Source organism: Streptomyces roseirectus (genome assembly GCF_014489635.1).
Lineage (GTDB): Bacteria > Actinomycetota > Actinomycetes > Streptomycetales > Streptomycetaceae > Streptomyces > Streptomyces roseirectus.
Window position 1 is genome coordinate 8,612,208 of the sequence record NZ_CP060828.1, and the last position, 22,933, is coordinate 8,635,140.

Annotated in this window: 18 protein-coding genes; 11 read left to right on the forward strand and 7 right to left on the reverse strand. The window is 73.8% G+C overall.

The features are described 5' to 3' along the window. The first annotated feature begins 204 nt into the window (after positions 1-204). Positions 205-1,416: a hypothetical protein gene (locus IAG44_RS37355; RefSeq protein WP_187751493.1), complete on the forward strand. Its 1,212-nt coding sequence runs from the start codon at positions 205-207 to the stop codon at positions 1,414-1,416. Between the two features lie 66 nt (positions 1,417-1,482). Here IAG44_RS37355 and IAG44_RS37360 read toward each other — a convergent pair whose 3' ends face one another. Continuing rightward, positions 1,483-2,589 carry a hypothetical protein gene (locus tag IAG44_RS37360; RefSeq protein ID WP_187751494.1) on the reverse strand — a complete coding sequence of 369 codons (1,107 nt, stop codon included), beginning with the start codon at positions 2,587-2,589 and terminating at the stop codon, positions 1,483-1,485. 336 nt (positions 2,590-2,925) lie between these two features. Beyond that, the gene (locus tag IAG44_RS37365; protein WP_187751495.1) at positions 2,926-3,453 is read right to left on the reverse strand and encodes a hypothetical protein; all 528 of its coding nucleotides are present in this window, start codon (positions 3,451-3,453) and stop codon (positions 2,926-2,928) included. A gap of 271 nt (positions 3,454-3,724) precedes the next feature. On the opposite strand from IAG44_RS37365, the gene IAG44_RS37370 reads away from it, so the two are divergent. Both IAG44_RS37370 and IAG44_RS37375 read left to right on the forward strand, forming a co-directional pair. Continuing rightward, entirely contained in the window at positions 3,725-4,087 is a 363-nt protein-coding gene (locus IAG44_RS37370) for a PadR family transcriptional regulator (RefSeq protein ID WP_187753021.1), read from the forward strand. Further along, positions 4,084-5,082, forward strand: a complete 999-nt coding sequence (locus tag IAG44_RS37375; RefSeq protein ID WP_187751496.1) for a hypothetical protein — start codon at positions 4,084-4,086, stop codon at positions 5,080-5,082. Before IAG44_RS37370 ends, IAG44_RS37375 begins: the two co-directional genes overlap by 4 nt. Here the strand turns inward: IAG44_RS37375 and IAG44_RS37380 are convergent. From IAG44_RS37380 to IAG44_RS37390, 3 genes are all read right to left on the reverse strand, one after another. Further along, complete coding sequence (locus IAG44_RS37380) at positions 5,053-6,015, reverse strand: DUF1152 domain-containing protein (protein ID WP_187751497.1); 963 nt, start codon at positions 6,013-6,015, stop codon at positions 5,053-5,055. The genes IAG44_RS37375 and IAG44_RS37380 overlap by 30 nt on opposite strands. Before the next feature lie 73 nt (positions 6,016-6,088). Further along, positions 6,089-7,453 carry an FAD-dependent oxidoreductase gene (locus IAG44_RS37385; protein WP_187751498.1) on the reverse strand — a complete coding sequence of 455 codons (1,365 nt, stop codon included), beginning with the start codon at positions 7,451-7,453 and terminating at the stop codon, positions 6,089-6,091. 141 nt (positions 7,454-7,594) lie between these two features. Then, on the reverse strand, positions 7,595-10,324 hold the full coding sequence (locus IAG44_RS37390; protein WP_425508495.1) for a SpoIIE family protein phosphatase: 2,730 nt from the start codon (positions 10,322-10,324) through the stop codon (positions 7,595-7,597). A 346-nt stretch (positions 10,325-10,670) separates the two neighbouring features. Between IAG44_RS37390 and IAG44_RS37395 the strand changes: the two genes are divergently transcribed. After that, positions 10,671-12,098 carry an alkaline phosphatase family protein gene (locus tag IAG44_RS37395; RefSeq protein WP_187751499.1) on the forward strand — a complete coding sequence of 476 codons (1,428 nt, stop codon included), beginning with the start codon at positions 10,671-10,673 and terminating at the stop codon, positions 12,096-12,098. A 465-nt stretch (positions 12,099-12,563) separates the two neighbouring features. Here IAG44_RS37395 and IAG44_RS37400 read toward each other — a convergent pair whose 3' ends face one another. Further along, positions 12,564-13,235: a lipoprotein gene (locus IAG44_RS37400; RefSeq protein WP_223006818.1), complete on the reverse strand. Its 672-nt coding sequence runs from the start codon at positions 13,233-13,235 to the stop codon at positions 12,564-12,566. A gap of 281 nt (positions 13,236-13,516) precedes the next feature. On the opposite strand from IAG44_RS37400, the gene IAG44_RS37405 reads away from it, so the two are divergent. From IAG44_RS37405 to IAG44_RS37425, 5 genes are all read left to right on the forward strand, one after another. Continuing rightward, entirely contained in the window at positions 13,517-14,419 is a 903-nt protein-coding gene (locus tag IAG44_RS37405; protein ID WP_425508496.1) for a hypothetical protein, read from the forward strand. 184 nt (positions 14,420-14,603) lie between these two features. Beyond that, positions 14,604-16,277 (forward strand): hypothetical protein, encoded by a 1,674-nt coding sequence (locus IAG44_RS37410; protein ID WP_187751500.1) that lies wholly within the window; start codon positions 14,604-14,606, stop codon positions 16,275-16,277. A gap of 112 nt (positions 16,278-16,389) precedes the next feature. Further along, positions 16,390-16,563: a hypothetical protein gene (locus IAG44_RS37415; RefSeq protein WP_187751501.1), complete on the forward strand. Its 174-nt coding sequence runs from the start codon at positions 16,390-16,392 to the stop codon at positions 16,561-16,563. A 119-nt stretch (positions 16,564-16,682) separates the two neighbouring features. Continuing rightward, on the forward strand, positions 16,683-18,056 hold the full coding sequence (locus IAG44_RS37420) for a diacylglycerol/lipid kinase family protein (protein ID WP_187751502.1): 1,374 nt from the start codon (positions 16,683-16,685) through the stop codon (positions 18,054-18,056). A gap of 259 nt (positions 18,057-18,315) precedes the next feature. After that, positions 18,316-18,888, forward strand: coding sequence for a phosphatase PAP2 family protein (locus IAG44_RS37425; RefSeq protein WP_187751503.1), 573 nt, complete (start codon positions 18,316-18,318; stop codon positions 18,886-18,888). 103 nt (positions 18,889-18,991) lie between these two features. On the opposite strand, the gene IAG44_RS44600 is transcribed toward IAG44_RS37425, so the two are convergent. Then, on the reverse strand, positions 18,992-21,499 hold the full coding sequence (locus IAG44_RS44600) for an NlpC/P60 family protein (protein WP_343075758.1): 2,508 nt from the start codon (positions 21,497-21,499) through the stop codon (positions 18,992-18,994). Between the two features lie 338 nt (positions 21,500-21,837). On the opposite strand from IAG44_RS44600, the gene IAG44_RS37435 reads away from it, so the two are divergent. Both IAG44_RS37435 and IAG44_RS37440 read left to right on the forward strand, forming a co-directional pair. Beyond that, complete coding sequence (locus IAG44_RS37435) at positions 21,838-22,446, forward strand: flavin reductase family protein (protein WP_187751504.1); 609 nt, start codon at positions 21,838-21,840, stop codon at positions 22,444-22,446. 46 nt (positions 22,447-22,492) lie between these two features. Beyond that, positions 22,493-22,837 carry a hypothetical protein gene (locus IAG44_RS37440; protein ID WP_187751505.1) on the forward strand — a complete coding sequence of 115 codons (345 nt, stop codon included), beginning with the start codon at positions 22,493-22,495 and terminating at the stop codon, positions 22,835-22,837. The last annotated feature ends 96 nt before the right edge of the window (positions 22,838-22,933 follow it).

Here is a 22,933-nt window from a genome sequence, read left to right on the forward strand (position 1 = left end):
TACCCCGGCGGGGCCCTCGTATCGCCCCGCGCGCCTGTGAACGCCCGCCGGGGCGTGGACGACGGGGAGGTTTGGAGAGGCTTGGCTCACTCCACCGGCTCACCCGAGTGGCGCGAAGCCGTACGGGTGTCCCTAATGAGCAGGGTAGCCGCGTGCCGCACTCGGGGGCGCAGAGGCGGCCGCACCCATTTCATGGAGAACAGCATGACCACCCGCTCTCCGTCCGTCCGTCCGAACCCGACCGCCATACCCGGGGGTGAGGTGCCCCGCACCGCCCCCGCCCTCCCCGACGGCGCCCCGCACGGCGCCGCCGTCGACGGCCTCGTCCGAGCCGCCGTCGCCGACCGGCCCCTGGAGGAGCTGGCCGAACTCATCACCCTCCTGGAGCAGTCCCCCTCGTCGGTCCACGCCGCCTCCGACGCCCTGCGCGCCGCCGGTGTCGACCGCTCCGTGGAGGACGTCACCCGCCTCGTCACCCTCCTCACCCGCCCGCCCCGCCCCGCCGAGGGCGCCGACGAGATCATCCGCGCGGCGGCCGAGGGCCGTCCCGTCGAGGACGTCAGCCGGCTGATGGCCCTCATGCACCGCACCCCCCTCGAACCCCACTGCGAGGAGGAGGCCCTGCGCACCGCCGCGACCCGCCGCCCCGTCGGGGAACTCGCCCAGCTCATCGGCAGGTTGAGCGAGGAGGAACGGGCGGCGCGGGAGGCCCCGGACCGCACGGTCGTCACGGCACCGCCGTCGACGCCGCCGGAACCGTCCGCCCCCGGGCCCGTCCCGCAGCCCCCCGCACACCGGGCACCCCGCCCCGACACCCCGGCGGCCGAGGAGGCCGCCACCCACCGCCCCCGCCGCTGGAAGCGCGGGAGCACCGGACCGGCGCGCGACGAGGACACGCGCCCCACCAAGCCCCTGCGCGCCCTGGCCGTCCGCGGCGAGGTCCCCCGGGGCACGGCCGTCGGCAGCTCCCGCGCGGGCACCGCGTACGACGACGAGGCGAGCGACCGCCTCGCCGCCGCCCGCGCCCGCAGTGCCCCCGACCGCACCACACGCCGGGCGGGCCGCTTCACCGCGCTCCTGCTCCTCGCGACCGGCGCGGCGACCCTCCCCCTCCACCGGGCCGGCGAGGCGGCCCAGATCTACGGCCTGACGCTGGGCGCGGCCCTGCTCTGCACGGTCCTGGGCGTCCTGCTCACGATCCGCCCGGCGGTCCCGCTCCTGGCCCTCGCCCTGCTCCTGCCCGCGGCCCTGGCAGCCGGCCAGCTGCTGCGCGGACGGATGGGCCCGGCCTCCCTCACGAGAGCGCTGGACCTGACGGCGGCCCCGGGCTGGCTGGCGGGCGGCCTCGCGGCCCTGGCGGCGCTGTCCGCCCTGACCACGCTGCTGCTGGCGGCGCAGCCGACCCAGGGAAGGTGACCGCAGGCTGAGTGACACGTGGCCCGCACCGGTGATCCGGTGCGGGCCACCCGCTTACTCCCGGGCTCAACTCCCGGGTTTCTTCGGCAGCTTGAACCGCTCGAACGTCCGCGTGAGCTGCTGGAGGGGTGAGACGGCGGGCGCGGGCCGGGCCGGCGTCGGCTCGGACACGCTGTCGACGGCCCCCGCGGACTCCCGGTACACCTCCAGCGCCTCGTGCGCCCGCTCGGCCGCCTCCCGGTACAGGTCCCGGGACCTGGTCATCGCGTCCAGCGCCTCCGCGTACATCGCGACGAGCTGCCGTTCGCGGTCCAACTCCTCCTGGAGCGTGAGGAGATGCCAGTCCTCCCGCAGCGACGTCAGCAACGCGTCGGCCCCGTCGGGGAGCGGCTGCGGCACGGTGGCGAACCGATTCACCGCCTCGACGAGTTCGGCCGGCTCGGAGCCGTCCAGGAAGACCGTGCGGACGGCGTAGTCGGCGGGGTCGATGTCGCCCCGGGGCAGGATCACCGCGCCGCCGCGCGGCAGTTCGACCCGGGCCTCCTTCAACGCCCAGTTCACCGCCCGCAGTTGCTGCGGCGCCGCCCGGTGCTCGACGACCCGGTCCCGCAGCCCGTCCGTGAGGAACCGGGTCAGGGGCTCACGCCCGCGCGCGTCCGGCGTCATGGCCTCGTGGACGACGACGTGGACCGACCAGTCGTCGCGCGCCGCGCTCCTGAGGACGCGGCGCAGCTCCTTGTCGTCCGAGGGCAGCGCGTTGGCCGCGCGGAACCGCAGTCCGGCGAGCTGCGAGTGGTCCCACTGGCCGTCGATCTCCCAGGGCTCCTCGGGCCACAGCCGGGTCGCGGGGGAGGGCCAGCGCCGGTTCCAGGGCGCCTCGGCCTCGGCGATCAGCGCCCACGCGCGCGTCTGCTCCCGGTCCGCGTCCTCGTCGAGTTCGAGCCGGGCCCGCACGGTCACCTCGTCCGGCACGGACCAGCGCGCCTCGAACACCAGCTTGCCGGCGGGCCGCGCGTCCTCGGGCAGCTCCAGGAAGTCGGTGATCTCGCCGGTCTCCTTGAACCGCTGCAACTGGCCGCGCAGCACCTCCCCGGGCGCGGAGCCGGTGTGGCGCCCCCGGGTCAGCCACACGGTGGACGGGGTCGAAGGGTGGGCTGCGCTGGAGGTCGGCATGGATCCATCTGTGGAGCGGTGGACGATATGGGCTTCCCAGTATCGTCGCTCATCCCCGTGCGTGATCAAGAGGGGGGCGCCCGGAAGTCCTCGTCGCGCCCCCGCACACCCCCGTACGCGGCGTGCACCCAGGGTGCGCGCGCCGCACCACAGGCGGCCCCGCACACTCGTACCCCGGGCGACCTGGCCCGGCGAGAATCGTGGGGGCGGACAGGGCCGGCCCATCATCCGCGTCGGGGCGGGCCCTGTCCGGCACGGGAACGCGTCCCTCGCGAGCCCCCGTGCGCACTCGCGCCCCCGTCCACGCGCGCCTGCCTCCCGGCCCCCGTCCGCCGTTCAGGAACGGCCACCGCCTCCCTGCCGTCCCCGCCGCCTGCGGGGCACCTCCTCCTGGAGGTCGCCGGGCTCGCGCGGGGGCGCGCTGAAGCCGCCGGGGACGGCGCGCGCGGCCTGGGCCTGGGCCGGGGGAGCGGGGGCGGTCTGCGGGGCCGTCCGGTCGGCCGGCGGGGCGTCGCCGCCCTGGCGCGCGCGGGGCGCCGCGCGGGCGACCACGCGCGTGTGGGACATGTGCGGGGCGCAGGCCGAGCAGACCTCCATGAGGGTCCAGACCTGGCCGACGGCCGGATCGTGGCGCAGGGCCAGCACGACGCCGCCCGCGCAGGAGACCCGCGTGCCCTCGTGGGCCGCGCACTTGAGCTGGCGGCAGCCGCAGGAGGCGTCGGGCCGTACGGTCGCGGCACGCGCGTGTGCGGCGGCGTGCGCTTCGGCGAAGCGGCGCAGGGCCGCGACGTCACGGGAGCGGGCGGGCATCCGGCAGCCGGAGGAGCAGGTGACGGACGCGGTCCGGTCACGATGCCCGGTCACGCGGATCGTCCACGACCGTCCCGGGCGACGAGTTGATGGTGCGTCAGGGTACGCGAGAGCCAAGGCCATGTGTCCTTATGTCGTCGAGAGTGCTGCGCGGAGGTGCGCACAGGGAGATCTACCCGGGTCGAGGGCGGTTCACAGCATGCCGAAGCGTTCTCCTTCGGCCGGTGTCCGCGGCGTCGTGGCGCGCGCGTGTCCGCACGATGGGTGTCTCCGCGTGCGATATATATCGGCATCCGATATATTCGGTTCCATGGGAACGAAGTCCATGACGCAGGCCGCGTTCTTCGTGCTGACGGCACTCGCCGACCAGCCACGGCACGGCTACGGCATCCTGCGCGAGGTCGAGGACCTGTCCGACGGCGAGGTCCAACTGCGGGTCGGCACGCTCTACGGCGTCCTCGACCGGCTCACGGCGGACGGCCTGATCGTCCTGGACCGCGAGGAGGTCCAGCAGGGCAGGCTGCGCCGCTACTACCGCCTCACCGACGAGGGCGTCGCCGCCCTGGACGCCGAGGCGGAGCGCATGGCGGCCGGCGCGAGCGCGGCCAAACGGCGCATCGCGGAAAGCGGCCGTGCCCCCGTCGTACCGCCCGTCACGGGCCCCGGACTCGCCGGAGGACTGGCATGACGACCCTGCTCGAAGCCCGCTACCGCACGGCCCTGCGCCTGCTGCCCGCCTACTACCGGCGCGAGCGCGAGGAGGAGATGGTCGAGACGTACCTGTGGGGCGTCGACCGCGACACCCAGGACCAGAGCCGCCCCACCGCCGGGGAGGTCGCCAGCATCGTCGCCCTCGCCGTCCGCACCCGCCTCGGCGCCGCCGGGGCACCCCGCCGCTACGCCCTCCTCGGCGCGTCCGCACGGCGGTTCGCCCTGTTCGCCGTCCTCCTCCAGGCCGCCTCCGCCGTCGTCGACCGCGTCCTGGAGCTGACCTGGGGGACGACGCACGGCCCCGCGCAGTGGGACTTGTTCCTGACGCGTTTCAACGGGCACGGGCCGGGCAACAGCGTGCCCGTGGCCGTCCTGGAGTGGACGCTGCCGCTGCTGTGGACGGTCGCCTACGCGGCCCTCCTGCGCGACCGCAGGGGCCTCGCCGGGACGGCGGCGGCGCTGGCCGCGCTGCCCGAACTCTGGGTGTTCGCCGCGCCGTTCGTCACCGACGCCTACCCGCCCGACCTCGCCTACGCCACCGCCAACGGGCTGCTCGCCTGGCTGACCGTCCTCGCGCTGTGCGCCGCCTACCACCGTGACGCCCCGCCCGCCGCGCTCCCCGCCGGCACGCCGGGCCTCGTCTACCTCGCCGCCTGCGTCGTCATGGGCGCCTCCCAGGTGGCCCTGCCGCCGCTCAGCGACTCGGTGTGGGCGCCGGCCACCGCCGTCCTCCTGGCCGGCCTCGCCTGGCTGCTCCGGCGCCCCCGCACCCCGGACACCGCCTTCGCGCTGGCGGCCCTGGGCGCCTTGGTGCTGGCGCTGCGGGTGACGACCCTCTCCCACTGGTTCGGCGTCCTGCCGGCGGTCGTCCGCTTCGGCTCGGTGGTCCAGGCGGCGGTCCTGCTGCTGCTCACCGCCGCCCTCACCGTCGTCGCGGGGCGCTCAGTGCGGGAACGCGCGGGGCGCGCGTAGGCGGGGCAGCTCGTCGCGGAACTCCTCGATCCGTGAGCTGATCTGACGCATCAGCACCGTCTCCGCCAGCCGGTCCAGGTAGAGGTTGCGCCGGGCCAGCGCCGGGACGTCCACGCAGAAGTACACCGCCATCAGCGGGTTCACGAACAGCTCGCCCCCCTTGGTCCGCTCCGTGAACCGCACGTCCCCGAACTGCCCGCGCACGGCGGCGGCGACCGACCCCTGCACGATGCTCGGGTGACTCGCCGTCGCCTCCTGCGCGTGCGCGACGGCGTCCAGGTACGCGGCGCCCTCCGCGCTCCGCCGGGGCACCGAGAACGCGCCCAGATAGCCGTCCTCGCGGTCCAGCGCGGCCAGGTTCTCCAGCACCAGCGCGTGGTTGACGCCGTGGTACGCGTCCACCCCGAACCCCAGGCACACCACCAGCCGCTCGGGAACGTCCAGCGCGGCCACGGCGGCCAGGCTCGCCATGTCCTCTTCCGGCGTGCCCAGGCCGTGCTCGTCGCCGCGCATCAGGATGTCGGTGCCCCCGTCGACCAGGACGACCGCGTCGACGCCGCCCAGGTGGCCGACGAGCGCCCGGTAAGCCTCCCGCAGCGGCGCGACGCCGGTGCGCGCGAACGCGTACACCGTCGAGGGCAGCCCCTGGCCGTCGAGCCACCGTGCGAGCGCGTGCTCCGGGAAGTAGTCCCCGCGCGCGGGCGTACCGGGGCCGATCGCCGCGACGTCCGGCGCCACCCACACCTCGGCGGGCAGCCCGTACAGGTCGGCGAACGACAGGTTCGCCAGGTGCACCTCCTTGCCGGCCGCCCGCAGCGCGAACGCCAGCGGCAGCCCGGTGTACACGTCGAAGCCGCCGCCCGCGCCGGCGATCAGGACACGCCGCGCGTCGCGCAGGCGCGTGAACAGGGGAGGTTCGGTGAGGGTGAACATCGCAGGACCTTAACAACGACGCGGGGCGGTCCGTACCCGGATACCGGTACGGCCCACCCCGCGCGCGGGCGTGTCAGGCGCCGCTCTCGCGCAGCATGTCCTCACGCTCGACGATCTTCACGCGCTCGCGGCCCTGGGGCTCGCCCAGCGCCTTCTCGGCGGCGTCGAGCTTGTACCAGCCCTCCCACGTGGTGAAGCGGACCTCGCGCTCCGTGAGGAACGCGTCGACCGACTCCGGGGTGGGCGAGGAGGGCTCCTGCAGACGGCCGTTCGCGTGGTCGTCCAGGAGGTTGGCGACCGTCTCGTTCGCGTCGCCCTTGGTGTGGCCGATCAGACCGATCGGGCCACGCCGGATCCAGCCGGTCACGTACACGGACTGGAGGTGGCTGCCGCTCTCCTCGATGACCCGGCCGCCCTCGTCCGGGACGGTGCCCGAGGCGAGGTCCCAGGGGAGCTTGGGCAGCTTCTCGGAGAGGTAGCCGACCGCGCGGTAGACGGCGCCGAGCTCCCAGTCCGTGAACTTGCCGGTGCCCTTGACGTTGCCCGTGCCGTCCAGCTCGGTGCGCTCGGTGCGCAGGCCGGTGACCTTGCCGTCCTCGCCGAGGATCTCGGTGGGCGACTCGAAGAAGTGCAGGAACAGCTTGTGCGGGCGCTCGCCGACGTCGCGGATCGCCCAGTTCTCCAGGGTCTTGGCGACCATGTCGGCCTGCTTGTTGCCGCGCCGGGTCGCGATCGAGCCCTCGTCGTAGTCGATGTCCTCGGGGTCGACGATGACCTCGATGTTGGGGGAGTGGTCCAGCTCCCGCAGCTCCATCGGGGAGAACTTGGCCTGCGCGGGGCCCCGGCGCCCGAAGACGTGGACCTCCAGCGCCTTGTTGGCCTTCAGGCCGTCGTAGACGTTGGCCGGGATCTCCGTCGGCAGCAGCTCGTCGGCCGTCTTCGCCAGGATGCGGGCGACGTCCAGGGCGACGTTGCCGACGCCCAGGACGGCGACCTTCTCGGCCTCCAGGGGCCAGGTGCGCGGGACGTCCGGGTGGCCGTCGTACCAGGAGACGAAGTCGGCGGCGCCGTAGGAGCCGTCCAGGTCGATGCCCGGGATCGCGAGTTCGCGGTCGGCCATCGCGCCGGTCGAGAAGATCACCGCGTCGTAGAAGGCGCGCAGGTCGTCGAGGCTGATGTCCGCCGGGTAGTCGACGTTGCCGAAGAGGCGGACCTGGGGCTTGTCGAGGACCTGGTGCAGGGCGGTGATGATGCCCTTGATGCGGGGGTGGTCGGGGGCAACGCCGTACCGGATCAGTCCGAACGGGGCCGGCATCCGCTCGAAGATGTCGACGGAGACACCGGGACCGGCGGCCACATCGGACTTGAGCAGCGCGTCGGCGGCGTAGATCCCGGCGGGGCCGGCTCCGACGATGGCTACCCGCAGAGGGCGGGGCATGATCAGGTTCCCTTCGAGCGGCGGTAGATCGACTCGACGGGAAGCCTAAACTAAGGCAAGCCTAACCCGGTATGCGGGTCCGGTCTATGAGCCCATAAACCGGTGTTATGAGTTCTCCCGCCGACGGGTACGACCAGCAGTTTATCGGTCCACCGGTAGTGACCGGTCCGCCGGCAGCGGCTGCTGCGCCCAGATCACCTTGCCCGTCGACGAGTACCGCGTCCCCCAGCGCTCCGCGATCTGCGCGACCAGGAACAGCCCCCGCCCGCCCTCGTCGGTCATCGCCGCGTACCGCAGGTGCGGCGAGGTGCTGCTCGCGTCGGACACCTCGCAGATCAGCGTCCGGTCGCGCAACAGGCGCACGCGCACCGGGGCGCCACCGTAGCGGATCGCGTTGGTGACCAGCTCGCTCAGGATCAGCTCCGTCGTGAACGACAGCTCCTCCAGGTCCCACTCCGTAAGGCGCCGGGCGACGGCGGCCCGGACCCGGCCGACCTCCGCCGGGTCCATCGGCACCTCCCACTCCGCGACCCGGTCCGCACCCAGCGCGCGCGTGCGCGCGACGATCAGCGCGATGTCGTCGTTCTGGCGGGCCGGCAGCAGCGACTCCAGGACCGACCGGCAGGTCGGCTCAGGACCGGCGTCCGCGCGCGCCAGCGCCTCGGCCAGCAGATCGAGACCGCTGTCGATGTCCCGGTCACGGGACTCCACCAGACCGTCCGTGTAGAGCACCAGCCGGCTGCCCTCCGGCAGCTCCAGCTCCACCGTCTCGAACGGCAGCCCGCCCAGGCCCAGCGGCAGCCCCGGCGGCACCTCCGCGAACTCCACCCGCCCGTCGGGGTGCACGATCGCCGGCGGCGGATGGCCCGCGCGCGCCATCGTGCAGCGCCGCGACACCGGGTCGTAGATCGCGTACAGACACGTCGCCCCGGTCACCGGGGCCGCCGACTCGTCCTCCTGGTCGATCCGGTTCACCAACTCGTCCAGCAGCCCGAGCAGTTCCTCCGGCGCCAGATCGAGCGCCGCGAAGTTGTGGACGGCCGTGCGCAGCCGGCCCATCGTCGCCGCCGCGAGCAGCCCGTGCCCGACGACGTCACCGACCACCAGCGCGACGCGCGCGCCGGACAGCGGCAGGACGTCGAACCAGTCGCCGCCCACCCCGGCCTGCGCGGGCAGGTAGCGGTAGGCGATGTCCAGGGCGCTCTGCGCGGGCAGCGTGCGCGGCAGCAGACTGCGCTGAAGCGTTTCCGCCATGCTGTGCTCGCGCGTGAAGCGGCGCGCGTTGTCGATCGTGACCGCCGCCCGCGCCACCAGCTCCTCCGCCAGCGCCACCTCGTCCGCGTCGAACGGCTCCGGCCGCTCCGAACGCCAGAAACTCACCACGCCCAGCACCAGCGCGCCCGCGCGCACGGGGACCGTGATCAGCGAGTGGATGCCGAACTCGACGACCTGCTCGGTCCGCTCCAGGTCCTGTGCCCGCCACCCCGGTGACTCCTTCAGCCGCGCTTCGAGGACCGCCCGCCCCTCGGCGAGGCTGCGGGCCTGCGGCGCCGAGTCCACGAACTTCAGCGGCTCGCCCACCGCGTACAGCGGGGCGCCCTTGCGCACCCCCGTCGACGCCGTGCGCCGCAGCGCCGAACCCGGCTCCGGCTCCTCGCCCTTGACCACCGAGTCGAACAGGTCGACGGACACGAAGTCCGCGAACCGGGGCACCGCCAGCTCGGTCAGCTCCTCCGCCGTCCGCGTCACGTCCAGGCTCGTCCCGATGCCCACGCCGGCCGCGTACAGGATGTCCAGCCGCTCGCGGGCCTGCTCCGCGCGCCCGGACAGCGCCCGCAGCTCCGTCGAGTCCCGCAGCGTCGCCACGCTCCCCGAGGGGCCGCCGGCGACCTCGGTGGGCCGCTGGTTGACCGCGAGCAGCTTGTCGCCGACCAGGTGCACCTCGTCCGTCACGACCCGGCCCGACGCCAGCAGGCCGGCCGTCGCCGCGTCCAGGCCGAGGCCCGTGACGTACCGGCCCTCCGCGTCGTCCGGGAGGTCCAGCAGGCGGTGCGCCTCGTCGTTGGCGAGCATCAGACGGCCGTCGCCGTCGACGATCAGGACGCCCTCGCGCACCGCGTGCAGGACCGCGTCGTGGTGCTCGTACATCCGCGTCATCTCGCGCGGGCCCAGACCGTGCGTCTGCCGCAGCAGCCGCCTGCTGACCAGCGCCGTGCCGCCCGTCGCCAGCAGCAGCGCCGCGCCCGCCGTCACCAGGACCAGCGGGAGCTGCCGGTCGACCGTCCCGCCGACGCTCTCCGTCGTGATCCCCGCCGACACCAGGCCGACGACCCGGCCGTCCGCGCTCTTCACCGGGACGACGGCCTGCACCAGCCGCCCGATCGTCCCGTCGATGTCCTCGACGACCCGGCCGCCTTGCTGCGCGGGCGCGATCGTCCCGACGAACCGTTTCCCGATGCGGTCCGGCCTCGGGTGCGTGTAGCGGATGCCGTCCGGGCTCATGACGACGATGAAGTCCATGTCCGCCGCCTTGCGGGCGGCCTCCGCGCGCGGCTGGAGCACCGCCGTCGGATCCGGCGACGCGAGCGCGTCCGCCGTCCCCGGCGCGTTCGCGAACGACTCCGCGACCGCGAGCGAACGGTTGCGGGCCTCCTCCGTGCCGTCGTGCCGGACCTGGAGCACCAGCGCGACCACCGCCGCGACGACCAGCAGCAGCACGACGACGACCTGGAGCACGAACACCTGGGTGGCCAGACTCCGCCGGCCCAGCGCTCGGCGCGGCGCGACGCCGTACGGGATCCGCCGCTCCCGTGCGCGGCGGGCTGTGACGGACGGACGCGGTTCGTGTGGTCCACGGGGACGACGGGCCATGGGGCATGTCTACACTGCCGCGCCCCGGGAGGCGAGAGGCGTCACAGAGGGTGAGCTGTCGCACGCGGGAGCGGGGGCGGGCCGACGGAGGGCGATCGTCCGGCGGGCGCGGGCATCCGCAGGAGGCGGGCGCGCGCGTATGCGGGACACGATCCGGCGAAACGTCGGATTCCGTGGGGAAGTTCACACGCCGGGAAAGGGCGGACGACCGGGGGATGACGGACGTCATGGCTTGGCCAACTCACCCCTGCGCGTTGGAGTGGATTTCACCGGCTGTCCCTGATGCCCCGATCGCCCCGCGAGGAGAGTGGGCGGCGACCTGGCCGTCACTCACCAAGGGGCATTCATGGCCGAGTTGACCCGTCGCAGACTCCTGGGGACCGCCGCCGGCACGCTGGGCGGCGCCGCGGCGCTCTCCCTCCTCCCGCCGAGCGTCCAGAAGGCCGTCGCCGCCGGGCCGCCGGAGCGCGGCTCCCTGCGGGACATCGAGCACGTCGTGATGCTGATGCAGGAGAACCGGTCCTTCGACCACTACTTCGGCACCCTCAGGGGCGTCCGCGGGTTCTCCGACCCCGACGCGCAGATCCTCGACACCGGCCGCTCCGTCTTCTACCAGCCGGACGCCGAGAACCCCAAGGGCTACCTGCTGCCCTTCCACCTCGACACCCACGCCTCCAGCGCCCAGGCCATCCCGTCCACCAGCCACGCCTGGTCGGTGCAGCACGAAGCCTGGAACAACGGCCGCATGGACCGCTGGCTGCCCGCGCACCGCAAGGCCGACGGCGTCAACGGGCCCTACGTCATGGGCTACTACACGCGCCGGGACATCCCGTTCCAGTTCGCGCTGGCGGAGACGTTCACCATCTGCGACAACTACTTCTGCTCGGTCTTCGGGCCCACCTGGCCCAACCGGCTGATGTGGATGACCGGCTCGATCGACCCCGAGGGCACCCACGGCGGCCCGATCACCAGCAACGTCGCGCCCAAGCCCTACACCTGGACGACCTACGCGGAGCGCCTTCAGACCGCCGGGGTGAGCTGGAAGGTGTACCAGGAGGACGACAACTACGGCTGCAACATGCTGGAGCAGTTCGCCGCCTTCAAGAACGCCGCGCCCGGGTCCGACCTCTACGAGCGCGGGGTGCGCCGCCGGCCCGCGGGGACGTTCGAGGACGACGCCCGCAACGACCGGCTCCCCGCCGTCTCCTGGATCATGCCGACGAGCTACCAGTCCGAGCACCCCGACTACCTGCCCGCCGCCGGCGCGGACTTCGTCGCCTCCAAGATCGAGGCGATCGCCGCGAACCCCAAGGTCTGGCGCAAGACCGCGTTCATCCTCAACTACGACGAGAACGACGGCCTCTTCGACCACGTCACCCCGCCCACTCCGCCCGCCGGCACCCCCGGCGAGTTCATCAAGGGCCTCCCGATCGGCGCCGGCTTCCGCGTCCCGGCGATCGTCATCTCGCCGTGGACCGTGGGCGGTTGGGTCGCCACGGAAGCCTTCGACCACACCTCCGCGCTGCGCTTCCTGGAGCGGTTCACGGGCGTCGCGGAGCCGAACGTCACCGACTGGCGCCGCGAGACGTTCGGGGACCTCACGTCCGCGTTCCGCTTCGCGCATTCCCGGCCCCGGGCACCTCGCCTGCCCGATGACACGGCGGAGCAGTTGGAGCGGGCGAAGGAGGAGGTGGCGACGCTGCCCAAGCCGACGTTGCCGGGGGCTGAGCAGAGGTTTCCTCGGCAGGAGCGGGGGTGGAGGCCGCAGGTTTGAGGGGTGGGGGGCAGGGGATTCGCCGGGTGCCGGGGGCGGAACGGGGCTGCTGGGGCGAGCCTGCCGGTGGCCCGGCCCGGCCCGGCGCCCGGTGCCCCTGCATGACCGGCGCGCAGGCGTGCCGCGTGGTCTGCCGTGACGGGTGCGTCGCCGGGCGGCTGAGTCTCGCCGGGCGACGCGTCCGTGGTCGGGGCCCGGGGGGCGTGGGGGAGGCCGGTGGTTCGGAGGCGGGGGAGCGGTCGAGCCTGCTGTCCGGCCCTGCGTGGCGGGTGGCCTGTGTGCCTGGTCGCCCAGGTGCCCCCACCGGGCCCCTCAGGGCCCCAGCCGTTCCCCGCCGGAGCCTGCGGGGCCGCCCAGTCCACCGGGCCACCGGCACGCCGCCCCCAGTGGCGCCGGCCGCCACCCCAGGACGCCCGGACCGGCGGGTGTGGGTGCGTGTCGTCGTCCGGGGTTTGCCGAGGGGGCTCAGGCGGTGACGCGGAGCGTTCGCTTGGCGAGGTCGAAGGCGGGGAGCATGGCGGTGTGTTCGGCGTCGTCGAGGCCGCCGAGGTGGATGACGACGGGGCCGGAGGGGGTGGAGACGGCGAGGGCGTGTTCGGTCTTGACCTCGTCGAGGAGTTCGACCTTGACGCGGTAGGAGACCTCGACGGCGGTCGCGGTGCCCGCGGTGAACGTCTGGTACTTCTCCTCGCTGACGTTCTTCTCGGCGGCGACGAAGTCCCGGAGGACCGCGCGCGCGTCGGCGTTGCCGGGCTTGCCCTGGTAGACGCGGATGAAGCCGACGTGACCCGCGGGCTTCGCGTCGATCTCGCAGACGCCGGTGACGGGGCCCTGGGTCAGGAGCCCGGCGAGCGAGGCGTCGGCGCCCGCGGGCGTCTCGATGGACTCGGCCTTCCACTTCGCGGCCGTCTCGAAGGTCACCGGCAGCGCGCAGGCGGACCCCTTCGCCCCGAGCGCGCCGCCCGAGGCCGCCGCGGGGGCGGAGGCCGACGGCGTGGCCTTCGCGTCGCCCTTCGCCGCACTCTCCCCGGAACTCTTCCCCGTGCTCTTCCCGGTGTCCTTCCCCGCGTCGTCCCCGGACGACCCGCAGCCGGCCAGCACCCCCGCCACCAGCACCGCGGTCAGCCCCCGTCGCATGTTCCCCACCCTGAGTTCCCCTCTCGAACGTACTGACAACGGACTGTAACCGAGCCCACTGACAACGCCCCCGGCAGGGTGTGGTGATCGTCACTTCGGACACCCGCCGACTGAACCTCGGGCCGCGAACCTCCGTCGTTCGGAGTGAGTGGGCCGTGTTGTCGGTTACGTATGACCCGCGCATCTGTTACCGAAATCAACCTGAATGTCGATTCCGGGCGTCTCAGGGGTTAGATTCGATCTTTTCCGAATGTGTGTGCGGATGACCAGTGGGGACGACGGTGGGGCGAGAAGCGGACGAGAAGACGGGGGCGCGGCGGAGATCCCCGCTGTACCGGGGTGTCGCGTTCATAGGGCGCACCCTGTGGGGCGAGCTGCAGGGCATCGTCGTCGACCCGGTGCGCGAACTGTGGCGCAGGGGCCCCTCCGCGCTGTCCCTCGCCGTCATCGCCTGCGCGGGCGTGATCTTCTTCCACGCGATCGCCCAGAACCCGACCGGCGAGAAGATCGTCCGTGAGGTCGGCGGCGTCCAGGGCGACCTCCCGCTGTGGCAGGCCCTGCTGCGTACGCCGATCTCGCTGTACGTCCCGGCGCTCGACCTGCCGGTGTGGGCGGGCATCACCCAGCTGTTCCTGGCCTTCGCCCTCGCGGAGGTCGCCCTGGGCCGCGCGCGGACCCTGTTCATCGCCTACGCGTCCACCCTGTCCGGCACGCTCACCGTCCGCGTGATGCTCGCGCTGGGCCCCGACCACTGGGGCGGGCTCCCGCCCGAGACCGGGCAGGTGCTCGACACGGGCCCCTCGGCGGCCGTCGTCGGCCTGTTCACGTACATGTCGGTCATCCGGCGCGCGCCGATCGTCTTCACCCTCACCGGCGGCTCGATGGTCGTGGAGTCGATCGCCAAGCCCAACCTCGCGGGCCGCGAACACCTCATCGCCGTCGCGGCGGCCCTCGTCATGGGCCTGTTGCACGGCCGGGGCGAACGCTGGCGCGCGCGGGCACGCGCGGCACTGCCGCAGTGGGCACGGTGGCCCAGCGCGACGCACCGCCCGATGATGACGCGCCGGGCGGAGGAAGCGGCGGAAGTGGCGGAAGCGGAGAAGGCGGCACCCTCGGAGCCGGTCGAGAGCCCGCAGGTGCGCGTGCGGGACGAGCCGGCGCCGGAGCGCGAGCGCGTGAGATGACGCGCGGCGGCCTGTAGGGGCGCCGGTTCCGGGGCGCGTTCCGGCCGCGTGGGGCGGCGATCCGACCGGATCAGGCTCGTTCGGGTGCTCCCCCGCGCGAGCGGCCCCCAGAGCGCCCGGCCGAGCGGTATACGTCGCTCACGGGCCGCCGTCCAGGGCCGGCCGCGCGAGCAGGGGAGCGCTCATGGAGTACTACGACCTCGGAAGCCACGGCCGGATCGTCACCACCACGTCCGCCGAGGCGCAGACGTGGTTCGACCGGGGCCTGGTGTGGACGTACGCGTTCCACCACGAGGAGGCCGTCGCCTGCTTCGAGGAGGCCGCCCGCGCCGACCCGGAGTGCGCGATGGCCCACTGGGGCGTCGCCTACGCGCTCGGCCCGAACTACAACAAGCCGTGGGAGTTCTTCGACGACAAGGACCTCGCGCGGACCGTGGAGCGCACCCACGAGGCCGTCGAACGCGCCCAGGAGCGCGCCGCGCGGGCCAGGCCCGTCGAGCGGGCCCTGATCGCCGCCCTGCGGACCCGCTACCCGCGCGCGCAGGCCGCCGAGGACTGCTCGGTGTGGAACCACGCGTACGCGGACGCCATGGCCGCCGTGTACGACCTCGCGCCGGACGACCTGGACGTCGCGGCCCTGTACGCCGAAGCCCTCATGAACCTCACCCCCTGGCAGCTGTGGGACCTGGGCACGGGCGAGCCCGCCGCCGGAGCCCGCACCCTGGAGGCCAAGGAGGTCCTGGAACGGGCCCTGGCCGCCGACACCGGGGGCACCCACCCCGGCCTGCCCCACCTGTACGTCCACCTGATGGAGATGTCGCCCACCCCGGAGGCCGCCCTCACGGTCGCCGACCGGCTGCGCGGCCTCGTCCCCGACGCCGGGCACCTGCTGCACATGCCCTCGCACCTGGAGGTCCTGTGCGGCGACTACCGCAGGGTCGTCGCCGACAACACCGCCGCGATCGCCGCCGACGAGAAGGCACGCGCGCGCGGGGGAGCGATGAACTTCTACACGCTCTACCGCGCGCACAACCACCACTTCAGGATCTACGGCGCGATGTTCCTGGGTGCCTGTGAGGTCGCCCTGGAGGCCGCCCGGCGCCTGGAGGAGACGATCCCCGAGGAACTGCTGAGGGTCGAGAGCCCGCCCATGGCCGACTGGCTCGAAGGGTTCCTCGCGATGCGCGTCCACGTCCTGATCCGGTTCGGGCGCTGGGCCGACGTCCTCGCCCTGCCCCGCCCGGCCGACCCGGACCTGTACTGCGTGACGACCGCGATGCATCACTACGCGCGCGGGGTCGCGTACTCCGCCACCGGCCGGGTGCCCGAGGCGGAGGCCGAGCGCGTCCTGTTCCGGGCCGCCGTCGCGCGCGTGCCCGAGTCCCGGACGCTGTTCAACAACACCTGCCAGGACGTCCTGGCGATCGCCGCCGCGATGCTCGACGGCGAACTGGAGTACCGCAAGGGCCGCTTCGACCTCGCCTTCGCCGCCCTGGAGCGCTCCGTCGAGCTGAGCGACAGCCTGCCGTACGACGAACCGTGGGGCTGGATGCAGCCCACCCGGCACGCGTACGGGGCGCTCCTGCTCGAACAGGGCCGTGTCGCCGAGGCCGAGGCCGTCTACCGTGCCGACCTCGGCCTTGACCCCACGCTGCCCCGCGCGGTCCAGCACCCCGACAACGTGTGGGCCCTGCACGGTCTGCACGAGTGCCTGGTCCGGCTCGGCAAGGACGCGGAGGCCGCGCTGATCGCCCAACGGCTCACGCTGGCGCGCGCGTTGGCCGACGTGCCGGTCACCTCGTCGTGCTTCTGTCGGAGAGGGAGCGCAGGTCAGGGCTGCTGTGACGAAGCAGTCTGAAAACCTGACTTTCCGCTACCGGAAGTAACATGATCCACTCTGACTTTAAGTGGAGCTTACAAGCACTACGGTGTCCGGCTCACCCCCCACCCCTTCCCGTCGGAGGACCGTCATGCCCTTTTCCGAGGACACACTCCAGCAGACCCGCGCCGCCTACGAGGAGCACGCGCGCACGTGCCGGCAGTGCCACTTCGACACGATGCCCTGCGCCGTCTCCAAACACCTCATGCGCGCCTACAACAACGCCCGCCGAGAACAGGCCCGCGCCAACTCGGCGTCCCGCTGAGCCCGTTACGGGCCCCGGGTACCGTTGCTGACCACCGTGGTACGCCACGATGTGGTAATCACGATCATGGCAACGAGACCCGGGACCCGAGGGGGACCACACACCATGGCGGGCAGACGGTGAACGACACGCGCGCGCGAGGCGCCCTGGCACAGGACTACGACGCCCGGCGGGCCCGCGACTGGGCCCGGCTCGCCCTGGTGCTGGCCGCCTGCTCCGTCTTCACGGTCGTCGCGGGCGCCGGATCGGACGGCTGGCTCGTCCTGCTGACCGGCGTGGGAGGGCTCTCGCTGGCCGGAGCGGGCCTGTGGTGGGCGCTGGCACACCGAGGCTGGCCCCGGCTCCTCGGAGCCCTCCTGGCCCTCCTCGTGCCCCTCGGCGTCCTCGGCCTCTACGCCTCCTCCGGCCTGTGGGTCGTTGCCGTCTGCGCGATCGGCCTGTGGACCGCCGCCCTCGCCAGCGCCAGGGCCGCCCTGCGCAGCGTCCGCCGGCCGCACGGCAAACGCCGCAGACGGGGCCGCAAGACGCCGCCGCCCAGCAAGCCGGTGTTCATCATGAACCCCCGCTCCGGCGGCGGGAAGGTCGAGCGCTTCGACCTCGCCCGCCGCGCCGAAGCCCTCGGCGCCCGCGTGATCCTCATCGCCCCCGACGGCACCACCGACCCCGAGGCCGAGGCCCGCCGCGCGCTCGCCGAGGGCGCCGACCTCCTCGGCGTCGCGGGCGGCGACGGCACCCAGGCGCTGGTCGCCGCCGTCGCCGCCGAACACGACGTGCCCTTCGTCGTCATCACCGCCGGCACCCGCAACCACTTCGCCATGGACCTCGGGCTCGACCGCACCGACCCCGTCACCTCCCTCGAAGCCCTCACCGACGGCGTCGAGTTCCGCATCGACCTCGGGGACGTCGACGGGCGCGCCTTCGTCAACACCGTCTCCTTCGGCGCGTACGCGGAGATAGTCCAGAGCCCCGAGTACCGCGACGCCAAGGCGTTCACCGCGCTCGACCTCCTCCCCGACCTCCTCATGGGCGACGCCGGCGCCACCCTCGGCGTCCGCGCCGACGCCACGCACCTGCACGCCCCGCAGGCCGTCCTCGTCAGCAACAACCCCTACGCGCGCGCCGACCCCTTCGGCGGCGGCCGGCGCCCCCGACTCGACTCGGGGAAGCTCGGGGTCATCGGCATCAAGGTCGAAGGCGCCGCCCAGGCCGCCGAGGTCGTCCTGCGCGGCGAACGCGCCGGGGGCATCACCTCCGTGAAGTCCACCCGCGTCGAGGTCACGGCCGACCGCCCGCACATCCCCGTCGCCGTCGACGGCGAAGCCCTCGTCCTGCCCGTCCCGGTCGTCTGCACCCTCCGTCCGGGCGCCCTGCGCGTACGCGTGCCGCGCCGCCGCCCCGGAGCGACATACTCGCCGCCGAACGTCGACTGGCGGCGGATCGTACGGCTCGCCCTGGACCGGCCGGTGGGGGACCTGGGGGAGGCGGACGAGTGAGACGGCGCGCGCGTGCGCGTGTACGCGCGGGGCGGTCCGGCCGGTGTCGTGGCGTCACGCGTGCGTGCGGGCCGCGGCTCGCGGCTCACGCGCGCGTACCCGTCGTCGCTTCCCCGGAGTCCTTCGGGAACCCGGGAGTTCGACAGTCCAGGAATCCGGGAACCCAGGAGGCCGCCCCACTTCCACCCTCGTCCGCGCCCCGGCGCTCGCCCGCGCGTGTGCCGTCGGCCTCAGAACCCGCCGTCCGGAGAAAACGACCATGCCCCACCCCCGCAGCAGCCTCAACAGCCTCAGCCTGGTGCGCGATCTCGCGGCCCTCGACCAGGCCCTGTACGAGGCCGTGACCGTCACCAAGACGCCCACCCTGGACACGGCGCTGCGCCGGCTGTCCACGGCCGCCAACCACTCGAAGATCTCCTTCGCGGCGGCGGCCCTGCTCGCCCTGCGCCCCGGCAAGACGCGCCGCGCGGCCCTGCTGGGCGTCGCGGCGGTGGGTGTCGCCTCGGCCACCGCCAACCTCGCGGGCAAGAAGCTCGTGCGCCGCCCCCGTCCGCACCGCGCGGAGGACTCGCCGTTCCCCGGCCGCCACGTCCCCATGCCCGACTCGGCGTCCTTCCCCTCCGGGCACACCGCGTCCGCCGTCGCCTTCGCCGCCGCGGTCAGCACGGCGCTGCCCGTGACGACCGTCCCGCTCGGCCTGCTGGCCTGCGCCGTCGGCTACTCGCGCGTGCACACGGGCGTCCACTACCCGGGCGACGTCATCGCCGGAGCCGTCCTGGGGACCAGCGCGGCGGCGACGGTGCTCGCCGTCGCGGGGGCGCGGCAGAAGTGAACGGGGCGGGGCCGGGGGACGGTTGACGTCTCCCGGCCCCACCACTCGCTGCTTGCCCGGGAGCCCGGCAGGGCTCCTGCTCAGCCCGTGACGCGTGTCAGTGTCACGCGGGGCGGATCGCGCCGCGCAGGGCCGTCTCGCCCGCGTGGAAGATCGACTCCTCGCGGACGAACGCGCCGGGGCCCGGGGCGTGGATCATCATGCCGTTACCCGTGTAGACACCCGTGTGGTTCAGGCCGTCGAAGAAGAAGACCAGGTCACCGGGTTGGAGCGCGGTGACGTCGACGGCCGTGCCGATCTGGGCCTGTTCGGCGGCCGTGCGGGGCAGCGGGACGCCGGCCGCTGTCCACGACGCCTGCGTGAGCCCCGCGTTGTCGTACGAGCCCGGCCCCTTCGCGCCCCACACACAGGGCTTGCCGATCTGCGCGCGCGCGAAGGCGACCGCCTTCTCGGCCTTCGCCGTGGGGGTGCCGGCGAGGGCCTGCGGGGGGAGCGGGGCGCCGGCCGAGGCGGTGGGCGCCGCCGGGGCGGCGGGTGTGGCGGGGGCCGGGGCGGCGTACGCGGACGTGTCCACGGCGGGGGGCGCCTGCATCGCCGTCGCGGGGGGCATTGGGGCGGCGACGGGCTGTGCGGGCGTCTGCGGGGCCATCTGAGGCTGCGGGGTCATCGGCATCGCGGGGGCCGCTGCGGTGGGCTGTGGCGGCGTGTACACGGGCGCCTGGGGCGCCATGACGGCTGCCGCCGGGGGTGCCATGAGCGTGGCGGTGAAGCCGGGGTCGACCGGTGCCGCCGGGGCGGGCGTCTGCTGGGCCGCAGGGGGCGCCATCAGGGTGGCGGTCAGGCCGGGTTCGGGGGCGGGAGCCGGGGTCGGCGCGGGCGCAGGCGCGGCGTACGCGGGGGCCGGGGCCGCCGTGGGGGCGGGCGGGGCCATGACCGTCGACGTGTACGCCGGCTGGGTCGGGACGGCCGGTGCGGAAGGGGACATGACCGCCGATGTGAAGCCCTGGTCGGCGGGGGCCGGGGGCGTCATCACGGCCGTGGCGTAGGCCGGTTGGGGTGCCGTGGGGCTCATGACCGTGGCCGTCAGGGCAGGTTCGGGGGCCGACGGGGTCATCACCGTGGCTGTCAGGGCCGGTTCGGGCGCCGGCGACACGGGCGCGGACGGTGCCATGACGGTCGACGTGTACGCGGGCGCGGGGGCCGGTGCGGCGGAGGGGGGCGCCATCACGGTGGACGTGTAGGCCGGTTCGGCGGGCGCGGAGGGGGACATGACGGCCGAGGTGAAGCCCTGCTCGGACGCCGCTCCGGGCGTCATGACCGCGGAGGTGAAGCCCTGTTCGGCGGGGGTCGCGGGACTCATCACCGGTGAAGCCATGGGCGGTTCGGGCGCCGGGGGTGTCATCACCGTTGCGGCGAGGGCCGGTTCCGGCGCCGACGGGGTCATGACCGTCGAGGTGAACTCCGGCTCCAGGGGCGCCTGTTGGGCCTGTTGTGCTTGCCAGGTCGACGTCCCCGAGGGGTCGTAGGCGGCGAAGGCGCCCGTCTCCCACGTCGGAACCGACGGGAACGGGCCCGTGTCCTGAGCGGAGTCGGTGGGGTTGTACATCGGCAGGGAGCCGGTGTTCCAGGCCGCTGACGCGGGTGCGGGCGGCGTGGCGGCACCGGTCGCCGGGAACGCGCCGCCGGGCTGTGCGGCGGGGGACGCGTACGCGGGGAACGTGCCGGTTTCCCAGGACGGGACGGAAGGGAGGGCACCGGTGTCACGTGTCGGGTCGTACATCGGCAGCGAGCCGGAGTCCCAACTCTGCGGCGCGGGACGGGAGTCGGGTGCCTGGACGACGGGGATCCGCCCCGTGCCCGCCGGATCGGCGGGCATCTGCGCGACCGGTATCGGCCCGGTCGACGTCGGGGACGCGGGCATCTGCACGACCGGGATCTGGCCGGTGGCCGTCGGGTCGGGCGACATCTGGGCGGCGACGGTCGGCAGGACGGCCGTCTGCGGGAGGGCGGACGGGACGACGGGGATCGGCCCCGTCGAGGTGGCCGTCGCGGGCATCTGGACGGACCCGGGGGGCAGTGCGGCGGGCGCGGACGGCGGGAGGGCCGCAGCGGGGGCCGGAGGGAGCGCGAGGGCGCCCTGGTCGGACTGGCCCGGGGGCAGCGCGGGGGCCGAGCGGCCCGCTTCGCGTTCCTGCTTGCGCTCCAGGGCCGCTTCGAGTTCCTTGAGCGTCGGCATGCCGTCCGGCTTGCCCCCGCGCGCGGGGCGGGCGCCGGACGCGCGGTCGCGCGGGAGGACGGCGGGGCTGGTCGGGCCGAGGGAGTTGCGGGCGACGTCGAAGAGCTGGCGCGCGGCCGAGTCCGCGTCGGCGGCGGAGGGGCGGCGCGCGCCGCCGCCGCGCGGCGCGCTGGAGGGGCCGCGGCCGGTGCGCAGCGACATCGCGCGGGTCGCGTTGAAGGTGCCGCTGTCGGTCTCGGCGCGGTTGTACAGCGAGGTGACGGCCTGTTGGATCTCCGACCTGCTGGGCTCGGGGCCGTCTCCGAGGCGGGGGGAGTCCGTGCGTTGTCCCGGAAGACCTGCTCCTGCGGGGCCCTTGCCTCGGTCCGTCGCCATGGAGGACGCACTCCTTCCGCGCACCGCCTGCCGCGTCGGCGGCCGGGTCCTGTCCGCCTCGACGGCGATCGGGCCCCACCCTGCGAGGTCGCCACGGGCTCGGCGGAGGCCGCGCGGCCCGGCGGTTCGCCGGAGTCGGTCGTGCGGCCCGGCGTCAACTTAGCCAACTTGTGTGGCTGGCGTGAAGATTGAAGCGTTAAATGTCCGATACGTAGTCGTGACCTTCGTCTCTTTCGAGGCTGTGACCGGCGGTAACACCCCCGTGTGGGGAATGAGGTGCCGACTCTTGGGGAACAGGATGCGCGCTTCCCGATGCTTGCGGGATACAACTTGCTGTCATGCGTGTCGACTACTCGCCCGACTCCCTGGGCACCGCGGCCTTCTACCGGCTGCTCACCGCCGTCGTCGTCCCCCGGCCGATCGCCTGGGTCTCCACCCTGACGGCGGACGGGACGACGGCCAACCTGGCCCCGCACTCGTTCTTCAGTGTCGCCTCCACCGACCCGCCGGTCGTCCAGTTCACCTCCGTGGGCCGCAAGGACACCCTGCGCAACGTCGAGGCGACCCGCGAGTTCGTCGTCAACCTCGCGCCCGAACCGCTCTTCGAGCAGATCAACCTGACCGCGACCGACTTCCCCTCAGGCGAGGGCGAGTTCGACGCGGTCGGCATCGCCCGCGAGCCCTCCCTGAAGGTCAAGGCGCCCCGCGTCGCCGCCTCCCCCGTCGCCCTGGAGTGCCGTCTGCACTCCACCCTCGGCATCGGCAACTCCACGCTCGTCCTCGGCGAGGTGATCCACGCGGTCGTCGACGAGGAGGCGCTGGTCGACGGCCACCCCGACATCCACCGACTCCGCCCCCTGGCCCGTCTCGGCCGCAACGAATGGGGCCTCCTGGGCGAGATCCGGGACCTGCCCCGCGTCCCGTACCGGGACTGGCCCAGGAGCTGAGCGCGAAGCACCGTCCCGGGGCCGGTTCCTTTGACAGGATCGCCTCATGACGACCCATGACCAGCAAGGCGGCTCCTGGTACTCGCTGCGCTCGAAGAACTCGGTCCTGTCGATCGGCTCGGCGAACTCGTTCCTGTCCGTCGGGTCCGTGGGCAGCGCGCTGTCCATCGGGTCCGTCGGGAGTTTCCTGTCGATCGGCTCCATCGGCTCCGCCGCGTCCGTGCTGTCCTCCGGCTCCTGGATGAGCGTCGGATCGGCGCTGTCCGCGAACTCCACGGGCGAGGTGCTGGCGTGGCGTTCGCAGCGGTGCACGGCCGTCGGCGCGGCCGTGGCCGTTCTCGCTCTGGCGGGGCTCTGGGCGGCCCGCGCGAAACCCTCGACGCGCGGCTGACGGCCGACCCGCGCAAGCTCCTGACCTGCGACGCCCCCTGTTTCAGGGGGCGTTGTCAGTGGTGGGCGATAGCTTGATCGATGTCGCGCCGATCTG